This window comes from Pseudonocardia sp., assembly GCF_050250275.1.
Lineage (GTDB): Bacteria > Actinomycetota > Actinomycetes > Mycobacteriales > Pseudonocardiaceae > Pseudonocardia.
Genome location: NZ_JBFWOY010000030.1, coordinates 78,974 through 96,823, shown reverse-complemented (window position 1 = coordinate 96,823; position 17,850 = coordinate 78,974). Strand labels below are relative to the sequence as shown.

Sequence of the window (17,850 nt, the reverse complement as noted above, 5' to 3'; positions counted from 1 at the left end):
CACGCAGACGGTCCTGGTAGAGGCGGACCGCGCGGGCACGGGTCTCCTCATCGAACTTCCGAGGTGCTCCCACAGCTCCAGTCTCCTTGCTAGATCAGGAGCCTCTCCACCACCCAGGACGGTTCAGCGAGGACACCGTCGAGTGCGCGCTCGAGGTGCACGAAGTCGCCCGTCGCCTGGTAGATCGACGCCCCGCCCTGCACCGCGGCCAGCACGACCGACGCGGCCGCCTCGGGTGCGACGTCGCGGCAGCCCCCGCCGGTGGCCTGCAGCCGGACCACCGCCTGCGTCATCAGCGTGTGCCAGCGCGTCTGCATGTCGACGACGATGCCCTCGACGACCGGGCCCGTCCGGGACAGCTCGACGACGAGCGCGTTGACCGGGCAGTACCGGCCGATCTCGACGTAGCGCGCGATCACCGCGGCCCGCCAGGCCCGCCAGGACTCCGCAGTGGACAGATCCTGGATGTGCGGTTGCTGGTCGGAGATGACCCGGTCGGCCTCGAAACGCGCGATGGCCGCGAACAGTTCGGCGCGGCCGTCGGGGAAGTAGTGGAACAGCTGGCTCTTGCTCGACCCGGTGTCCTTGCAGATCAGGTCGAGGCTCACCCCCGCGGTGCCGTTGCGCCGGAGGAGCTCGGCCGCACCCTCGAGGATGCGCTGCCGCGTCGCCGCCCCTTTGGCCGTCAGCACCCGCTCCACGCCTGCATCGTACGGCCACGACAGATGCGTCGGGAAAGGCCTAACGACTCTCCTTCGGACGGGGCCTCGCCGATCGTCCGTTCGCGTACGGCTCAGGGTCTGCGCCACGCCGTCGCCGTCGGCGCCGGTCGGTGGTCCGTGGGGCGTGCCCGGAGCGCCGGTGCGACGAACTCGGCGACGGCGCGCATGGTCGCGACGTGCGTCGCGAGACCGGCCCCGCCGGGCCGGGTCTGCACGACGAGCTCGGTGGCCCAGCCGAGTGCGGGATCGCGACGCAGCCGTGCGACGACGTCGGCGGCGGGTTCGCCCGCGGACACGATGCGTGAGACCGCGACCCGGGGCGCGCCGACGGCGCGGGACCAGTAGCGGGCGAGGTCGGCGGCGACGGGGGAGCCGGGGACGTCGGCGGGTCGCCCCGTGATCAGCCCCATGCCCCGGGCGGCGGCGGCGTCGACGGCCACTGTGGACCCTGTCGCCCACCAGAGCCGGTCGGCGATCCCGGGTGCGGCGGGGACGAGGCGGGGACCGCGCAGGATGGTGCGCAGGGTGTCGACGAGCGCGACGGTGTCGTCGTGCCGGTCGGCGGGGTCGCGCCCGAAGGCGGCCGAGGCCGCGGCGTCGGCACCCGCGCCGACACCCAGCTCGAGGCGGCCCCCGCTGAGGGCGTCGACCACGGCTGCGTCCTCGGCGAGGCGCATCGGGTCCTCCAGCGGCGCGGCGACGACGCCGGTGCCCAGGTGGATGCGCGATGTCGCGGTGGCGGCTGCGGCGAGCAGCACCAGCGGGGACGGCAGCAGTCCGCGGGTCTCGTCGGCGTGGTGCTGGGCGACCCAGAAGGTGTCGAAGCCGTGGTCCTCGGCGGCGACGGCCGCGGCGACGGTGTCGCGGTAGACGGCTGCGGGGCCGGCGGGCCCGGTGACGTGCGTGAGGTACCCGAGCCGCATGCGCGGAACGTAGCGCACCCGCCACACAGAGTGGGCGACCCGGGGTGCGCGCCGGCGGCGGGTCCGGTCAGCGACCGCCGAGCAGGTCGAGGAACCCGAGAACGACCTGCGTCTGGAGGCCCCCCTCGGCCGAGCGCCAGCCGTCGTCGCCGAGCACGGCGTCGATCCGGGCGATGCGCTGGTAGACGGTGTTGACGTGCACGCCGAGCTCGCGCGCCGTCGCCGGCGGGTTGCGGTCGTGGGCGAAGTAGGCCCGCATGGTCGCGACGAGGGGGGTGGCGTGCTCGCGGTCGTAGTCGAGGAGGGCGCCGACGCACCGGTCGATCAGCGCGGTGACCCGGCCGGGCGCGACGTCCTCCAGCAGCGAGCCGAGTACCCCCAGCTCGTCGACGGCGGCGCCCTGCCCGCAGCGGCCCAGCGCCGCGAGCAGCCGTGCGCAGCGGGCGGCAGCGGGGTGCAGCTCGGGCACGTCGCGCAGGCACCCGGCGCCGCTGCGGGGCCCGTCGGCACCGGCGGTCACGGGTTCCCCCGTGGCCGCGGTGAGTGCGCCGGCGACGTGGCGGGCGGCGGTGCCCGGGTCGGCGGCGGGGACGACCAGGACGGCGAGCCCGGCGTGCTCACCCGCGATCCCGCCGCAGGCCTCGGCGAGGTCGGCGGCGGCCGTGAGCAGCGTCCGGCGGGGGACGGCGTCGCAGGTCGCGACGACCACGCAGTGCGGGCGGTCGGCGGCCAGGACACCGAGGCGGGCGGCGCGGCGGCCGAGCACCGCGGGGTCGGCGCCGGTGACGAGGTCGGTGACGAGCGCGGCGAGCTGCTCGCGGGCCACGGCGTCGGTGCGCCGCCGCGTCAGCAGCAGCAGCGCGGCGGTCTGCGCGGCCCGTTCGAGGATGCGGGCGTCGCCCTCGTCGAGGGTGGTTGCGCGCTGTACCCGCAGCACGCCGAACGTCTCCGGTCCGGCCTGCACGGCGACCTCGCACACCGGTCCGCCCGGCGACGTCCCGGGCGCGTCGGCGAGGACGGCGCCGTCCCCGGCGACGAGCGTGACGTGGGCGTCCAGGAGCCCGGCGACGGTCGTCGCGAACTCGTCGAGGCCGGCCTGGCGCAGCGCCATCGGCATCAGCTGCTCGTGGGCGCGCCCGGCGCGTTCGAGGCTCTCCCGATGCGCGCGCAGCCGGGCACCCGCGGCCCGTAGGCCGGCGGAGTCGGCCTGGACCCGCTCGAACAGCCGCGCGTTCTCGATGACGATCGCGGCGTGTGCGGCCAGGGACGCGAGCAGGGCGATCTCGTCCTGGTCGAAGGTGCGCCGGTGCCGGTCGGCGGCGAACAGGGCTCCGATGACGGTGCCGCCCGCGGTCATCGGGACCCCGGCGATGCTGACGACGTCGTCGGCCGCGACGGCGGAGGCGACGTCGGGATCGTGGTGGATCCGCGGGTCGTTGAGGTAGTCCGAGGTGGCCAGCGGCCTGCCGGTCTGGATGACGTAGCCGCCGACGCCGAACCCGGGTGCCTGGCGCACACATTGCAGCGCCTCGGTGCGGGTACCCGCGGTGACGCGCATGAAGGCGTCGCCGGTGTCGGGGTCGACGAGTGCGATGTAGCTGGAGTCGCAGCCCAGCAGGGTGCGGGCGCGGTCGACGATGGCGGCGAGCACCTCGTCGCCGGGGCGCAGCGACGTGAGGTCCTCGGCCGTCTCGTAGAGCGCCTGGCCCTCGTGCTCGCGGCGGGCGGTGCGGTCGAGCAGCTCGCGGACCCGCGTGGCGTCGGCGACGGCGCGCGCCCCGGCCGCTCCCGCCCCGGCCAGGAGCTGCAGTGCGGCCGCGATCTCGGACGCCGGGGCCTCGTCGGCGAGCATCCGCAGCACCGCCGCGAGCGGGCCGGTGGCCTGCTCGGTGGTGACGGCCATCCGCGCCTCCCTCACGTCCCGGGCGCCGGGACGAGCTCTTCGAGCGGGATCTGGGTGGTCAGCCGGTGCAGCTGCAACCCGAGCTGCATCGTCACCCCGCCCTGGGTCTCGCGCCAGCGCCGGTGCCCGAGTACCTGGTCGATGCGGTCGAGACGCTGGTAGACGGTGTTGGGGTGGACCTGCAGCCGCCGCGCCGCGGCGCGCGGGTTCTGCCCGGTGGCGAAGTAGGCGTCGAGGGTGTCGAGCAGCAGCGCGTTGTGGTCGATGTCGTAGCGGCGCAGCGGTTCCACCGTGCGGGCGAGCAGCGCGCGGATCTGGTGCTGTGTGGTGCCGTCGAGGATGACGCCGAGCATCCCGAGGTCGGTGGGGCAGGCGCCCTCGCCGTCGCGGCCCAGCGCGACGAGCAGCCGCAGGGTGCGCTGCGCCTCCCGGTGGCGGGTGCGGAGGTCGGCGGCGGTGTCGGCGGGCCCGGCGACACCCGCGGTGACGAGCCCACCGGTCAGCCGTCCCAGGTCGACGGCGATCGTGCGGGCCACCGCATCGGGGTCGGGGCGGGGCAGGACCATGACGACACGGCCGCCGTGCTCGGCGGCCAGGCCCCCGCGCACCCCGACGTGCGTGGTCGCGGCCCGCAGCAGCGCGGCCCGGGTCACGCCCGTCGCGGTGGCGACGACGACGGTGTGCGCGACACGCAGGTCGAGCGCCCCGGAGCTGCGGATGCGCCGGGTCAGCGCCGCCCAGTCGGGTTCGCGCTCGGCGAGCAGGTCCTCCAGCAGCTCCCCGCGGACCTGGTGTTCGGCGGCGCCGACCTGCTGGTCGAGCAGCAACATCAGCGCCGCGGTCTGCGCGGCCCGCTCGAAGGTGCGGACGTCGGCGTCCGACGGCACCTCATCGGTGACCAGGACGAGGTGCCCGAACGACGTGTCCCCGGCGCGGACGGGGACGGTCCAGCAGGTCGGGACACCACCGGGCAGGGCGGCGTGGGCGTCGTCGCGCGGTTGCGGCACCGGTGACGGCAGGTCTCCGTCACCGCTGGTGACCAGCACGGACCCGTCGGTGCCGATGGCGGCGACCGTGCCGGAGAGCATCGTCGCGACGGTGTCGACGAGCTCACCGAGGTCGGCGCGGCGCAGCGCGAGCGGCATCAGCTGCTCGTGCGCGGCACCCGCGCGTTCGAGGGCCCGCTGGCGCTCGGCCAGCTCGTCGTTGGCCGCGCGCAGCTCGGCCGCGGTCCGCTCGGCCCGTTGGAACAGCTCGGCGTTGCCGATGACGATCGACGCGTGGTCGGCCAGCGAGCACAGCAGGTCCATCTCGGCGCTGTCGAACGCACGCGAGTACCGGTTGGCGACGAACAGCACCCCGATCACCTCGTCGCCGCGCCGCACGGGCGCCCCGGCGATGCTGACGATGCCGTCCTCGACGACGGCGTCGGTGACGTCGGGGTCGCGGCGCAGGCGGGGGTCGGCGAGGTAGTCGGCGGTCGCGAACGGCACGCCGGTGGCGACGACGCGCCCGCCGATCCCGCTGCCCACGGGCTGCCGGATCGTCTCGATCGCCCTGGTCAGGGTGCCGAGCGTGATCCGCATGTACACGTCGCCGAGGTCGGGGTCGCGCAGCGCGAGGTAGGTGGCGTCGGTCCGCAGCAGCTGGCGGGTGCGGCGCACGAGGGCTTCGAGGACCTCGTCGACGTCGTGCAGGGAGGCGAGGTCGCGCGCCGACTCCACCAGGGCGAGGGCCGCGCGTTCCCGGCGACGGCGGTGGGCGAGCAGGTCGCGGACGCGTCCGGCGCTGCCGAGGGCGAGGAACATCTCGTCGCGACGCGGGCCGGGCGGGCTGGCCTCGACGACGGCGGCGAGCGCCTCGAACTCGACGGCGGGCGCCTCCGTGGCGAGCAGGCGCAGCAGCCGCGCCGCCAGCTCCTCGGCGGTCTCGGGGGGGCGGGGGCCGCTTCGCCCGGTCGCCGCGGCAGCGGTGTCCCCGGTCTGGTCGGGCATCGCGTCACCTCCGTGGGTGTGTCAGCCGGCCGTTGCCGGGACCGGACCGCCGCCGATCACGCTAGGCGGACGGTCCGGCCGGGGGGCAGCGGCCGATCAGGCGGCGTCCCGGCGGGACCCCGCGGGCGGTCCGGTCAGGCCGCGGGCAGCCCGGCGCCCGTGCCGAACTTCGCGGCGACGCGCTCCTGGCTGACCTTCGGCGTCCAGCGGTCCTCCTCCTCGCCCCACACGTCGCGCAGCTTGGGGATGACCTCCTGCCCGAACAGCTCGTTGTTGCGCCGGGCGACGTCCTCGGGCAGGTCTCCGACGTGCATGCACGTGATGAGCTGGCCGATGCGCAGTTCGGTGGCGAGCTCCCGGACGCGCTGCTCCACCCGTTCCGGGGTGCCGGCGATGATGTAGCCGAGCTCGTCGTACTCCCAGAACGACAGCTCACCCCGCGCCGCCTTCAGCCGCTCCTCGGCCGACTGCGTGCGGGCCCGCTCCAGGTTGGCGCGGATCGAGGGCAGCGTGTTGTAGCCGGGCGGGGTCGCGAACTCCAGTCCGGTCGGGTTCTGCCGGTAGAAGTACTTCACGGCGTCGGCGTACTGCGCCTCGGCCTCCTTCTCGGAGTCGGCGCAGCAGATGATCTGGGTGAACGCCATCCGGTTCGGGTTCATGTTCGCGTTCTGGCTCTCGGTGTAGTCCCAGAACCCGCCGACGATCGGCGCCGCGCTCTGCTTGCCCGAGAACGACAGGTAGCCGTAGCAGTAGTCGAGCGCGTTGACGACGTCCCACGTCTCGGGGCTGCCCGACCCGGGGATCCAGACGGGCAGCTCCTCCTGGATCGGGCGCGGCCAGGTGTTGACGTAGCGCAGCTGGGTGTACTTGCCGTTGAACGCGAACGGCTCGGTCGCCTCCCAGGCCCGCACGATCAGGTCCCGGGCCTCGTGGAACCGCTCGCGCAGCTCGATCGGCGGCACCCCGTAGGAGAACGCGGTGTCCATCGGGGTGCCGAACACGATGCCCGCGATGATCCGCCCGCCGGACAGGCAGTCGAGCATCGCGATCTCCTCCGCGACCCGCACGGGCGGGTTGTAGAGGGCCAGCGAGTTGCCGCACAACGCGATCGCGGCGTTCTCGGTGGTCGCAGCGAGTGCGGCGGCGATCAGGTTAGGTGACGGCGTCATCGCCAGCGTCGTCTGGTGGTGCTCGTTGAGCAGCAACGAGTCCCACCCGAGGGTGTCGGCCTGCTGCATCAGCCGCAGGTAGAGGTGGTAGTCCTCACCGACCTGCTGCGGGTCGGCCACCGAGACCGGCGGCGTCACCCACGAGCTGCGGACGGTGTCGCCGAAATCGGCGGGAAGCTTCGTGTAGTACTGCTGGGCGAACCAGTGGAACTTCACTTGTCGGGCTCCTGCTCTCGAAGAATGGGGGCGTCAGCCGGCCGTCATCGCGCCGCCGTCGACGCGGTAGACCTCGCCGTTGACGAACTCCGCGTCGTCCGAGGCCAGGAAGAGGACCATGTTGGCGATGTCGGACGGCTCGCCCACGCGCGGTGACGCGACGCCCGCGAGGGCCTGGGCGGGCAGGTCGGGCACCGCGTCGAGCAGCTGCTGGGTCCGGATGACGCCGGGGGCGATCGCGTTGGCGCGCACGCCCTGGCGGCCGTGCTGGGCGGCGACGTAGCGGGTCAGCCCGATCACCGCGGCCTTCGACGACCCGTACGCGGTGAGCGCGGAGGAGCCGCGCAGCCCGGCGACCGAGGCCAGGTTGACGATCGAGCCGCGGCCCGCGGCGACCATGTGCGGCAACACGTTCTTGCACATGACGAAGATGCTGCGGACGTTCGTGGCGAAGGCGCGGTCCCACATCTCGATCGAGGTGTCGACGACGGTGCCGTCGGTGAACCAGGCGTCCGGGCCGACGAGCGCGGCGTTGTTGTGGACGACGTCGATGCGGCCGTGGCGGCCCATCACCTCGGTGACGAGCGCCGCGATGGAGTCGGCGTCGGTGGCGTCGAAGTGCAGCGCCGACGCGGCGTCGCCGATCTCGTCCGCGGCCTGCTTCGCGCGGTCGAGGTCGATGTCGGCGACGACGACCTCGGCGCCCTCACGGGCAAGGGTCCGGGCGGTCTCCCGGCCGATGCCCGCCGCGCCGCCCGTGACCAGCGCGAGCTTGCCCTCCACACGCCCGCTCACGACACGCTCCCCGCGGCCAGGAACTCACCGACGACCGACACGAACGCGTCCTCCTGCTCGACCTGCGGGTAGTGGCCGGCCTCCGGCAGCACCGTGAGCCGGGCGTCGGGGATCAGCCGCGTGAACTCGCGGGCGTAGGAGACGGGCAACAGCCCGTCGGAGGCGCCGTGCACGACGAGGGTCGGCGCGTCGACCAGCGGCAGCCGCCTGCGCAGCCCGCGGTCGGCGATGGGCCACATGAACTTGGTGGCCGAGCCGAGGTTGCGGGCGCTGAACAGGCTCGCGCCGTGCGGGTCGGCCGGGTCGGGCACGAAGTTCGTCGGCTCCCGCTCCGGGGGTTCGCCGTGCCACTTGGCGGCGGCGACCTCGTCGGCGGGGCCGAACGGGTCGAGTGCGGGCTCGTCGTCGAGCCAGAGCCCGAACGCGTCGACGAGCACGAGCCGGCGGACCAGCTGCGGCGCGAGCACCGCCAGCTCCGCGGCGAACATGCCGCCGAGGGAGTGCCCGACGACGTCGATGCGGTCGAGGCCCCAGGACCCGACGAGCTCGCGGTGGAACAGCGCCACGTCGTGGACGTCGACGAAGGCCTCGAAGCCGGTGGACCGGCCCCAGCCCGGCTGCTCGGGGGCGAGGACGCGGCGGTCGGCGGCGAGCCGGGTCAGGAACCCCGCCCCGCCGGGGTGGCGCTCGTATCCGTGCAGGTAGAGCAGCGGTTCGCCGCTGCCCTGCTCCCAGACGTCGACGTCGAACGTTCCGACGTGCGGGATCTCGAGGGTGGTCACGCGGTCCTCCTTCCGGCACGGCCACGACGACCGGGGTCGTCGTCGCCGTGCTGCGAGTGTGTGTCTGCGGGGCAGGGGCGGACAATGGGACGGCGTCCACCCCTGCCCCGGTTCTCATGTACGGACGTCCAGCTCCCCGGCGGCCGTGGCCGGCGCGGCGGCGGGTTCGGCCGGCGCCGCGACGGCCTGGTCGACGCGTACCTCCCGCGACAGCAGCACCGGGATGATCGCGAGGGCGAAGATGACCGCGCCGACGATCCAGACGGTGTTGAGCTGGGAGCGTCCCTCGGCGGCGGTGTCGATCCACTTCCCGCTCTGGCTCGTGATGATCCAGCCGACGGCGACCTGCATGGCCGCGGACGCGCCGTTGAGGGTGCCCGTCACCTCGGGGCGGGCGATGCCCGACCAGTAGCTGTTGACGGTGCCCCAGAACATCGGGTCGCACAGGAACGCGAACGCGCCGATGAAGAAGCCCCACAGCACCCAGGTCGAGTTGTCGAGCAGCACGCCCATCAGGAAGCCGACCGCGCCGCACGCGGGGCCGGCCACGAGCCACGGCCGGGTGCGCCCACCGAAGTACTTCGCGACGAGCGAGCCGTTGACCAGTCCGAACAGGACGGGAACGAGCGCGATCAGCGGGGTGACCCAGGCGACGGTGTCGGGGTTGACCTTGTCGAGGGTGATCAGGCCGTACGGCAGCCACGGCCCGGACAGCCAGGTCGGGGTGGTGGCGAACGCCGTCGCGATGATCATCGTCAGCACGCTGCGGTTGCGCAGGGCCTGCCCGAGCTCGCGGAACGTGAGCTTCTCACGGACGGTCGCGCCGCGGTGCTCCTCCTGGATGGCCGCGACCTCAGCAGCCCCGATCCCGCGCAGCTTCTCCGGTTTGTTCGACGTGAACAGCAGGAGCAGCACGAACGCCGGGACGCCCAGCGCGGCGACGATCAGGAACGCGTCACGCCACGACAGGTGGTTGGCCAACGGCAGTGCGATCGCCGGTGCGATCACACCCGCGACCAGGCACGAGCTCATCCACGTCGACGTCGCCCGTGCGTTGAGCGCGCCGGGGAACCACACCGACAGCAGTCGTTGCGACGGCGCCCAGAGGAACCCGAAGAAGATGCCGAACAGGAAGTTCCGCCACCACATCTCCTCGTAGGTCTGGACGAACGCCATCGTCGCCGACAGCACGGTCACACCGACGATGCAGATGACGAGCATCAGCTTCGCGCCGATGCGGTCGGCCAGGATCCCGGCGAGCAGCAGCAGCGGGAAGTAGCCCAGCAGGTAGCTCGCGGTGACGCTGGAGATCTGGGCCGTCGTCAGGTGCAGGTCCACCGACCAGAACGGGTTGAGCAGGCTGAACTTCGCGCTGTCGAGCCAGACGACGAAGTTGAGGAAGAGGATGCTCGCGAGCATCAGGCCGCGCTTGCCCGCGAACAGCCGCGGGGAGGCGGTCACAGCGATCGACATGGATGGATGACCTCCGGTCGGCCGGCGACGGTGCCGGCGCGGATCGGCCCGGACACGGCGGGCGGGGGCGCCCACGACCCGGCGGGCCCGTGCAGGGGCCCGCCGGTTGTCGTCCGGGGTGGTGCGTCCCGAGAGGGACCGACGAGCGCCCGCGATCGCGGCGCCCTGGTTCACGAGGGGTGGGTTCGTGACGTGCTGACCGGTTCACTGTGGCCGCGCTCGCACCCGGTCACAACGGAAGGACGACCAGGCCGGTCCGGCGCCGGATGGTCGGATGCACATCGGGGCGGCGGGGTCAGCCCGTGAACTGGCCACCCGCCGGGTGCAGCATCTGCCCGGTCATGAACGACGATTCGTCCGTGGCCAGGAACAGGCACGCCGCGGCGATCTCCTCGGGCCGCCCGAGCCGGTTCATCGGGGTGATGCTCATCGCCGCCGCGAACGCCGCCGGCTGATCCTCGATCCCGTCGATCATCGGGGTGGCGGTGTAGCCGGGGCCCACCGCGTTGACCCGGACCCCGGTCGTGGCCAGCTCCAGGCCGAGCACCTTGGTGAGCATCCAGACACCCGCCTTGGACACGCAGTAGGGTGCCGCACCGGCCAGCGGGATCCGTGCCGCGCTGGAGGCGATGTTGACGATCGAGCCGCTGCCCTGCGCGACCATCCGCCGGGCCAGCGCCCGGTCGGTCTGCATCACCCCGAGGACGTTGACGTCGAGGACCCGCTGGAACGTCTCCGTGGCCAGGTTGACCACGTGGGTCGCGTTCGCCGCGTCGGCGGTGCGGGTCTGGACGTTGCTCGGCCCCGCGGCGGTCGCGATGCCGGCCGAGGCGACGCCGACGTCGACGCGGCCGAACGTCTCGACCGCGGCGGCGACGAGTGCCTCGCAGTCCTGCTCGCTGGTGGTGTCGGTGCGCAGGTACACCCCGCGGCCACCGGCCTTCTCGACCTCGGCGACCGCGTCGTCGCCGGGCGCGAGGTCGCCGATGACGACGTCGGCCCCCTCGGCCGCGAACCGGACGGCGGTGGCGCGGCCGATGCCGCGGGCCCCACCGGTGATCACGGCGACCTTTCCGTCGAGCGCTCCCATACGGGCTCCTGTCGTTGTGGGGTTCAGGGACGGTCGGGCAGGACGACGACCTTCACCGAGCCGTCGGTGGCGTGCTGGGCGGCGAAGGCCTCGGCGACCCGCGACAGCGGGATCCGGTGCGTGACCAGCGGGGCCACGTCGACCTCGCCGTCGAGGAGGAGCCGGAACGCCTCCGTCGCGTCGTCGCCGGTGTAGGCGAAGGTGCCGCGCAGCCGCAGCTCCTTCTGCACGACCGTGTCGAGGTCGACGGCGGGGCGGTGGCCCGACAGCCCGGTCAGCGCGACGGTGCCGCCCGCCCGGGTCACCGCCGTCGCCGTGGTGATCATCGGCTGCGCGCCCGAACACTCGAAGAAGGTGGCGACGTTGCCGCTGCCCGGCTGGTAGGGCGAGCCCGAGGTGCCCCACCGGGCGAGGACCGCGGCGGTGACGTCCCCGTCGCGGGCGTCGAGCACGTCGATGCCGGTCGACGCGGCGACCCGCAGCCGCGGCGCCGACACGTCGATGCCGACGACGTCGGTGGCACCGAGGGCGCGCAGCACCCGCACGACGCACTGCTCGATCGACCCCAGCCCCGCCACGACGATCGGTGACCCCGGATCGGGGTCGGCGCACCGCACCGCCCGCACCGCCACCGACAGCGGCTCCAGGAACGCGCCCTCCTCGAACGACATCGTGTCGGGCAGCCGGAACAGCCGCGCCCCGGACTCGGCGCGCGCGACGAGCACCTGGTCGCCCAGCCCGCCGAACGAGCTGTGCGCCGGGTTCGCGCACAGGTTCGACGAGCCGCCCGTGCACTGCGCGCACGACCCGCACGGCCCCATCGGGTTGACCGCCACCCGGTCGCCGACGACGAACGCCGACACCCGGTCGCCGACGGCGCTCACCGTGCCGGCGAACTCGTGGCCCATCGGGTCGCCCGCGGAGATCCAGGCGCCCTCGGCGAACGCGTGCACGTCGGACCCGCAGATGCCGCAGGCCCCGACGTCGAGCACGACGTCGAGCGGACCGGCCTGCGGTGGTGGGGTCTCGACGAGACCGACCGAACCGATCCCCTGCCAGCGCGCGGATCTCATCGTGGTCCTCATGGGTGGCACCACTCCTCGACGTCGTCGTCGGTGGGGGATCGGGGCTGCCGGGCGCGGTGGGCCGGCGGCGGGACGCTCCGATGGTAGGAACCGGACCGTGCGCGGCGCGATGTGAACGTCTCCACGAAACCCGCTCGCGGAGTGGTCGGCGATCCGTTGCCGCCCACGGGGCACGGGCTGACGATGACCCGGCAGGCCCCGCACGGTTGCGGGGGCGGAGGCCGACCGAGGAGATGCGCGCCGATGGCCGAGTCAGTCGTGAACGGGGTGCGGCTGCACCACGAGACCGTCGGGTCCGGGCCGCCGCTGCTGCTCGTCGCCGGCCTCGGTTCGAGCTCGGCGGCGTGGGCGGGCGCCGTGCCGGTGCTGGCCGAGCGGTTCAGCGTGACCACCGTCGACAACCGGGGGACCGGACGCAGCGACGTCCCGCCCGGCCCCTACGCGGTCGACGACATGGCCGACGACGTCGCCGCGCTCGTCGATCACCTGGGGATCGGGCCGGTGCCGGTGGTCGGCTGGTCGATGGGTGGCTCGATCACCCAGTCGCTGCTGGTGCGGCACCCCGCGACGGTGTCGCGGGCCGTGCTGCTCAGCGCCTTCCCCTCCTACACCCGGGTGCAGGACGCCTGGCTCGAGGCCGGGCTGGCGCTGCGCCGGGCCGGGCTCGACGCCGTGACGGTCGGGGTCGACTCGATGCCGTGGGTCTACACGCCGCGGCTGCTCGCCGACCACGACGCCGCCATGGCCGCCGCCGAGCTCGCCCGCAAGGACCCGTACCCGACCTCCCTCGCCGGGTTCGAGGCCCAGGCCGCCGGGCTGCGCGTCTACGACTCGCGACCGCAGCTGCCGCAGGTCGGCACGCCGACGCTCGTGCTCGTCGGCGCCGAGGACGTCCTGACCCCGGTCGCGCAGTCGGCCGAGATCGCGGCCCTGGTCCCGGCCGCGCGGCTGCAGGTGCTTCCCCGCGGCGGACACGCGATGCTGCTGGAGTACCCCGACGACACCCTCGCCGCGATCACGGCGTTCCTCTCGTGACCGCGTCCGCCGTCGCCGCGCTCGGGGCCGGCCGACCCGTCGTCCTGCTCGACGACGCCGGGCCCGGCCCGGCCACCGGCGTCGTCGTGGCCGCGGCCGCGGCCGCCGATCCGGCGATGATGGCGTTCGTCGTGCGGGCGAGCAGCGGCGTGGTCGCCGTCGCGCTGCCGGGGGAGCGGCTCGACGCGCTCCGGCTCCCCCCGCAGGCCGCGGGCGGTCCCGGCCCGGCGTTCGCGGTGTCGGTCGACCTGCGCCGCGGCATCACCACCGGAATCTCCGCCCGCGACCGCGCCGCCACCGTCCGCGCCTTCGCCGACCCCGGCCTGCGCCCCGACGACCTCGTCAGGCCCGGCCACGTCCTGCCCGTCCGCGCGCGCGACGGCGGCCTCGCCGAACGTGCGCGTCCGGCGGAGGCGGCGCTGGCCCTCTGCGACGCCGCGGGGCTCGTCCCGGCCGCGGTCCTGGCGACGCTCGTCGCGCCCGACGGTGAGGTCGCCGGCCCGGCGGCCGCCGCCGGGTTCGCCGACGAGCACGGGCTCGCCGCGCTCACCGTCACCGAACTGCTCCGGCACGAGCCCACGACAGCGTTGCGCCGCAGCGTGTCCGCGGCCCTGCCGACCCGGCACGGCCGGTTCACCGCGATCGCGTTCGACGACGGCACCGCCGAGCACCTCGTCCTGCTGCGCGGCCTGCCGGGCCCCGGGACGGCGGTCGCCGTCCACCAGGAATGCCTCGCCGCCGACGTCCTCGGTTCGCTGCGCTGCGGCTGCGCCGGCCGTCTGGACGCGGCCCTCGCCGCGGTCGACCGGGCCGGATGCGGGGTCGTCGTGCTGCTGCGGGCGCCGGCCCGTGGGTTCGGCGGGTGCACGGCGGGCCGCCGCCCGCCCCGGGCGCCGGGCCCGCCCGGCACCGCCGACCGGATCCTCGCCGACCTCGGTGTCACCGCACCGACCACCCTGCCGCTCCCCGACCCGCTCGCCGACGCGGGCTGACCTCCGGAGGCCTCGTGACCGACCCCGCCGACCTCTCCGTGCTGGAGGCGCTGCACTCCACGCCGGCCCGGCGCTACCTGTCCACCGAACCCGTGCCCGACGAGCTCGTCTGGGAGCTGCTCGACGCCGCCGTCCGCGGCCCGTCCGGCGGGAACTCGCAGGGCTGGGGATGGGTCGTCGTCACCGATCCGGACGTCAAGAAGCAGGTAGCCGGCTGGTACCGCGACAACTGGAACCTGGCCTACGGCAACAGGCGCGACGAGATCCTCGCCCAGCCGGCGGGCGCGCCCGGCCTGAGCCGCAACGGGTTCCTCGGCGCCGAGCACCTCGCCGAACACCTGGAGGAGGCCCCGGTCTGGATCTTCCCGGTGCTGCGCGGCGCCGCCGACGCCACCGACCCGATGACCGGCGCCTCGGTCTACGGCGCCGTCCAGAACCTCTGCCTCGCCGCCCGCGCCCACGGTCTCGGCACCTCGCTGACCACGCTCTACCGCGGCCACGAGGACGAGCTGCGCGAGCTGCTCGGCCTGCCCGGTGACGCCCTCACCATGGCGCTGATCCCGATCGGATGGCCCACCCGCGGCCGGTGGGCGCAGCCGCGGCGCCGGCCCGTCGAGGAGGTCGTGCACTGGAACCGCTGGGGCGACACCCGTCCCCGCGACGGCGGGGGCACCGGCGCCTGATCCTCGGCCGATCGGGTGGCCCTACCCGCTCCGTCGTGCGGAACGCCACGAACGGGCGGATTCTGCCCGGCGCGGCCGACGGAGCCCTGCGGCCGCCGAAACCGGTGACCGGCGGCGACGGTGCCGCGGGCAGGGGGTGGTCTCGTGACCGGCGCGATCGTGCTCGCCGCCTACACCCAGGACTACGACCCGGTCGGCAGCTCGCTGGGACTGTCGTCGATCTTCGCCGTGCTCCCGCTGGTGGTGCTGTTCGTGCTGCTGGGTGTGGTGAAGATGCGGGCGTGGCTCGCATCGGTGATCGGCCTGGTGGTGTCGCTGGGCGTCGCGATCGCCGTCTACGGGATGGGAATCGGTGACGCACTGAACAGCGGGCTGCTCGGCGCCGCGTTCGGGTTCTTCCCGATCATGTGGATCGTCATCAACGCGATCTGGGTCTACAACCTGACCGTCGATACCGGACATTTCGACGTGCTGCGCCGTTCCTTCGCCTCCATCAGCGACGACCAGCGCATCCAGGCGATCATCATCGCGTTCTGCTTCGGTGCGCTCATGGAGGCACTGGCGGGGTTCGGAACGCCGGTCGCGATCAGCTCCGTGATGCTGCTGGCGCTGGGGTTCCGCCCGCTCAAGGCCGCGGCGGTCGCGCTCGTCGCCAACACCGCCCCGGTCGCGTTCGGGGCGCTGGCCGTTCCGATCACGACGCTCGCGACCGTCACCAAGCTGCCCGTCGACGACCTCGGCGCGATGGTCGGGCGCCAGACCCCGGTGCTGTCGGTGCTCGTGCCGCTCGCGCTGGTGATCATCGTCGACGGCAGGCGCGGGCTGCGGCAGGTGTGGCCCGCCGCGCTCGTGTGCGGGCTGGTGTTCGGTGCGGCGCAGTACGTCGCGTCGAACTTCCTGTCGATCCCGCTGACCGACGTCGTCGCCGCGCTCGCGTCGGCGCTCGCGGTGCTGGTGTTCTCGCGGGTCTGGAAGCCCGCCGCCGACGCCCCTGCCGCCGGCCCCGACGACGGCGCTGCCGCCGATCCCGCTGCCGACGGCGGCGGCGCCGTGCCCGACGGTGCGCCCACGGCCACCCCGGCCGGTGGGGGACGGGTGACCGCCGTGCAGGAGCGGGTCGTCGACAGCCGGGCCGAGGTGTTCCGCGCCTACGCGCCCTACCTGATCATCATCGTCGTGTTCGTGCTGGCGACGCGCGTCCCGTTCATCACCGGTGTCGCCCCCACGAAGCCGGGGGGCTCCGGCACCGGCCTCGAGGCCGCGACGTGGATCCACAACTGGCCGGGCCTGCACGTCGTCACCGACAAGGGCACACCCGTGGCGACGACGTTCAAGCTCAACGTGCTCTCCGCCGCCGGGACGCTGCTGCTGCTGTCGGGGCTGCTCACCCTGCCCGTGCTCAGGGTCGGCATCGGGCACGCCGTGCGCACCTACTGGCGCACCCTCGTCCAGCTCCGCACCGCGATCGTCACCGTCATGGCGGTGCTGGCGCTGGGGTTCGTGATGAACGAGTCCGGCCAGACCCAGACGCTGGGCCTGTGGCTGGCCGGTGCGGGCGGGCTGTTCGCGCTGCTCTCGCCGATCCTGGGCTGGCTCGGCACCGCCGTCACCGGGTCGGACACGTCGTCGAACTCGCTGTTCGGGGCCCTGCAGGTCAGCGCGGCGTCATCGGCCGACCTGTCGCCGACCCTGATGGCCGCCGCCAACTCCTCCGGCGGTGTCCTCGGCAAGATGATCTCCCCGCAGAACCTCGCGATCGCTGCGGGCGCGGTCGGCCTCGACGGCCGCGAGGGGGAGATCTTCCGGCGGGTCCTGTGGTGGAGCATCGGGTTCCTGGTGTTCATGTGTCTGCTCGTCTACCTGCAGTCGACGCCGGTCCTGTCGTGGATGGTGGTCGCCTGACACCGCGTCAGCGGCCCTCGGCGGGGGCGAGCAGGCCGAACCGGTCGAGCGCGGCCAGGTAGTGGGGCACCGCGCGCGAGAGCGGATACGCCGCCGACCAGCCCAGGTCGGCCGCCGCCCGGGAGCTGTCGAGCGCGCCGTAGTAGCTGGCGTCCATGCCCATCGGGTCGAGCCCCGGCCCGATCACGATGTCCGCGCCGGGAACCGCCGCGCGGACGGCGTCGGCCAGGTCGTGCAGCGACACCGTCGACCCGTGCCCGATGTTGTAGGCGTCGTGGGGCAGCGGCCCCGGGGTCAGCGCCGCGGCGGCCACCGCGGTCGCGACGTCGGCGACGTAGAGGACGTCGTCGCGCTCGTCGCCGCCGCGGGCCAGCCGCACCGGCCGGCCCGCGGCGGGCAGCTCGATCATCGACGAGTACGTCGAGAAGCCGCCGTGGCGCTGCAGCTTGCCCGGGCCGAAGATCGTCGCGAACCGCAGCGACACGAACTCCAGGCCGCGCGCCCGCCGGTACCAGCCGCCGATCTCCTCGCTGCACACCTTCGTGACGTCGTAGAGCCCGGCCGGCCTGCGGGGGCGGTCCTCGGTCACCGGCACGTACGACGGGTGGCCGTGCTCGCCGGTGAGCGCGCCGTACACGCACCGCGAGCTGGTGTAGACGACGCGCCCCACCCCGGACCGCACCGCGGCCTCGCACACCGCGGTCGTCCCGGAGACGTTCACCTCGACGCCGGGGACGGGGTCGGCGCCCGCCGCGATGATCGCCGCCATGTGCACGACCACGTCGGGCCGGTGCCGGTCCACGACACCCGCGACGAGGCCGGCGTCGGACACGTCACCGATCTCGACGGGGATCGCCGCGCCCAGCTCGGCGCTGAGGTCGGGCAACAGCGACCGGTCGTCGCGGTTCTCGAGAACGACGACCTCGTGGCCGCGCCCGGCCAGCTCCCGCACCACCCACGAGCCGTTGACGCCGAAACCCCCGGTGACCAGTACCCGCATGCCCGCTCCTTCCGCGCGGGGCACCCCGCTGTGCACCCGGACCCTGCGACGAAAGCCGGTGCGGCGGCTGGGGTCAACCCACGCTC

The 17,850-nt window shown here is 74.1% G+C and carries 15 protein-coding genes; 4 read left to right on the top strand and 11 right to left on the bottom strand.

Annotated features, from left to right (window positions below):
• Positions 1 to 89: 89 nt before the first annotated feature.
• From AB7F12_RS24275 to AB7F12_RS24230, 10 genes are all read right to left on the bottom strand, one after another.
• Positions 90 to 701 carry a TetR/AcrR family transcriptional regulator gene (locus AB7F12_RS24275; protein ID WP_428516883.1) on the bottom strand — a complete coding sequence of 204 codons (612 nt, stop codon included), beginning with the start codon at positions 699 to 701 and terminating at the stop codon, positions 90 to 92.
• A gap of 92 nt (positions 702 to 793) precedes the next feature.
• The gene (locus tag AB7F12_RS24270; RefSeq protein ID WP_428516881.1) at positions 794 to 1,645 is read right to left on the bottom strand and encodes an LLM class flavin-dependent oxidoreductase; all 852 of its coding nucleotides are present in this window, start codon (positions 1,643 to 1,645) and stop codon (positions 794 to 796) included.
• A 67-nt stretch (positions 1,646 to 1,712) separates the two neighbouring features.
• Positions 1,713 to 3,548, bottom strand: coding sequence for a helix-turn-helix domain-containing protein (locus tag AB7F12_RS24265; RefSeq protein ID WP_428516879.1), 1,836 nt, complete (start codon positions 3,546 to 3,548; stop codon positions 1,713 to 1,715).
• A gap of 11 nt (positions 3,549 to 3,559) precedes the next feature.
• On the bottom strand, positions 3,560 to 5,542 hold the full coding sequence (locus AB7F12_RS24260) for a helix-turn-helix domain-containing protein (RefSeq protein WP_428516877.1): 1,983 nt from the start codon (positions 5,540 to 5,542) through the stop codon (positions 3,560 to 3,562).
• 134 nt (positions 5,543 to 5,676) lie between these two features.
• Entirely contained in the window at positions 5,677 to 6,927 is a 1,251-nt protein-coding gene (locus tag AB7F12_RS24255; RefSeq protein WP_428501303.1) for an LLM class flavin-dependent oxidoreductase, read from the bottom strand.
• Between the two features lie 33 nt (positions 6,928 to 6,960).
• Positions 6,961 to 7,722 carry an SDR family NAD(P)-dependent oxidoreductase gene (locus AB7F12_RS24250; protein WP_428501302.1) on the bottom strand — a complete coding sequence of 254 codons (762 nt, stop codon included), beginning with the start codon at positions 7,720 to 7,722 and terminating at the stop codon, positions 6,961 to 6,963.
• Positions 7,719 to 8,504, bottom strand: coding sequence for an alpha/beta fold hydrolase (locus AB7F12_RS24245; RefSeq protein ID WP_428501301.1), 786 nt, complete (start codon positions 8,502 to 8,504; stop codon positions 7,719 to 7,721). Before AB7F12_RS24245 ends, AB7F12_RS24250 begins: the two co-directional genes overlap by 4 nt.
• Before the next feature lie 114 nt (positions 8,505 to 8,618).
• Entirely contained in the window at positions 8,619 to 9,977 is a 1,359-nt protein-coding gene (locus tag AB7F12_RS24240; protein ID WP_428501300.1) for an MFS transporter, read from the bottom strand.
• A gap of 295 nt (positions 9,978 to 10,272) precedes the next feature.
• Entirely contained in the window at positions 10,273 to 11,067 is a 795-nt protein-coding gene (locus AB7F12_RS24235) for an SDR family NAD(P)-dependent oxidoreductase (protein WP_428501299.1), read from the bottom strand.
• 23 nt (positions 11,068 to 11,090) lie between these two features.
• On the bottom strand, positions 11,091 to 12,152 hold the full coding sequence (locus tag AB7F12_RS24230) for a zinc-dependent alcohol dehydrogenase (RefSeq protein WP_428501298.1): 1,062 nt from the start codon (positions 12,150 to 12,152) through the stop codon (positions 11,091 to 11,093).
• A 243-nt stretch (positions 12,153 to 12,395) separates the two neighbouring features.
• Between AB7F12_RS24230 and AB7F12_RS24225 the strand changes: the two genes are divergently transcribed.
• The 4 genes from AB7F12_RS24225 to AB7F12_RS24210 all read left to right on the top strand — a co-directional run bounded on the left by AB7F12_RS24225 (position 12,396) and on the right by AB7F12_RS24210 (position 16,764).
• Positions 12,396 to 13,187 carry an alpha/beta fold hydrolase gene (locus AB7F12_RS24225; protein ID WP_428501297.1) on the top strand — a complete coding sequence of 264 codons (792 nt, stop codon included), beginning with the start codon at positions 12,396 to 12,398 and terminating at the stop codon, positions 13,185 to 13,187.
• Complete coding sequence (locus tag AB7F12_RS24220; protein ID WP_428501296.1) at positions 13,184 to 14,179, top strand: 3,4-dihydroxy-2-butanone-4-phosphate synthase; 996 nt, start codon at positions 13,184 to 13,186, stop codon at positions 14,177 to 14,179. The genes AB7F12_RS24225 and AB7F12_RS24220 overlap by 4 nt, the downstream gene beginning before the upstream one ends.
• 14 nt (positions 14,180 to 14,193) lie before the next feature.
• Positions 14,194 to 14,862, top strand: a complete 669-nt coding sequence (locus tag AB7F12_RS24215) for a nitroreductase family protein (RefSeq protein ID WP_428501295.1) — start codon at positions 14,194 to 14,196, stop codon at positions 14,860 to 14,862.
• A gap of 144 nt (positions 14,863 to 15,006) precedes the next feature.
• The gene (locus AB7F12_RS24210; protein WP_428501294.1) at positions 15,007 to 16,764 is read left to right on the top strand and encodes an L-lactate permease; all 1,758 of its coding nucleotides are present in this window, start codon (positions 15,007 to 15,009) and stop codon (positions 16,762 to 16,764) included.
• A gap of 7 nt (positions 16,765 to 16,771) precedes the next feature.
• On the opposite strand, the gene AB7F12_RS24205 is transcribed toward AB7F12_RS24210, so the two are convergent.
• Entirely contained in the window at positions 16,772 to 17,764 is a 993-nt protein-coding gene (locus tag AB7F12_RS24205) for an NAD-dependent epimerase/dehydratase family protein (RefSeq protein ID WP_428501293.1), read from the bottom strand.
• Positions 17,765 to 17,850: the final 86 nt, after the last annotated feature.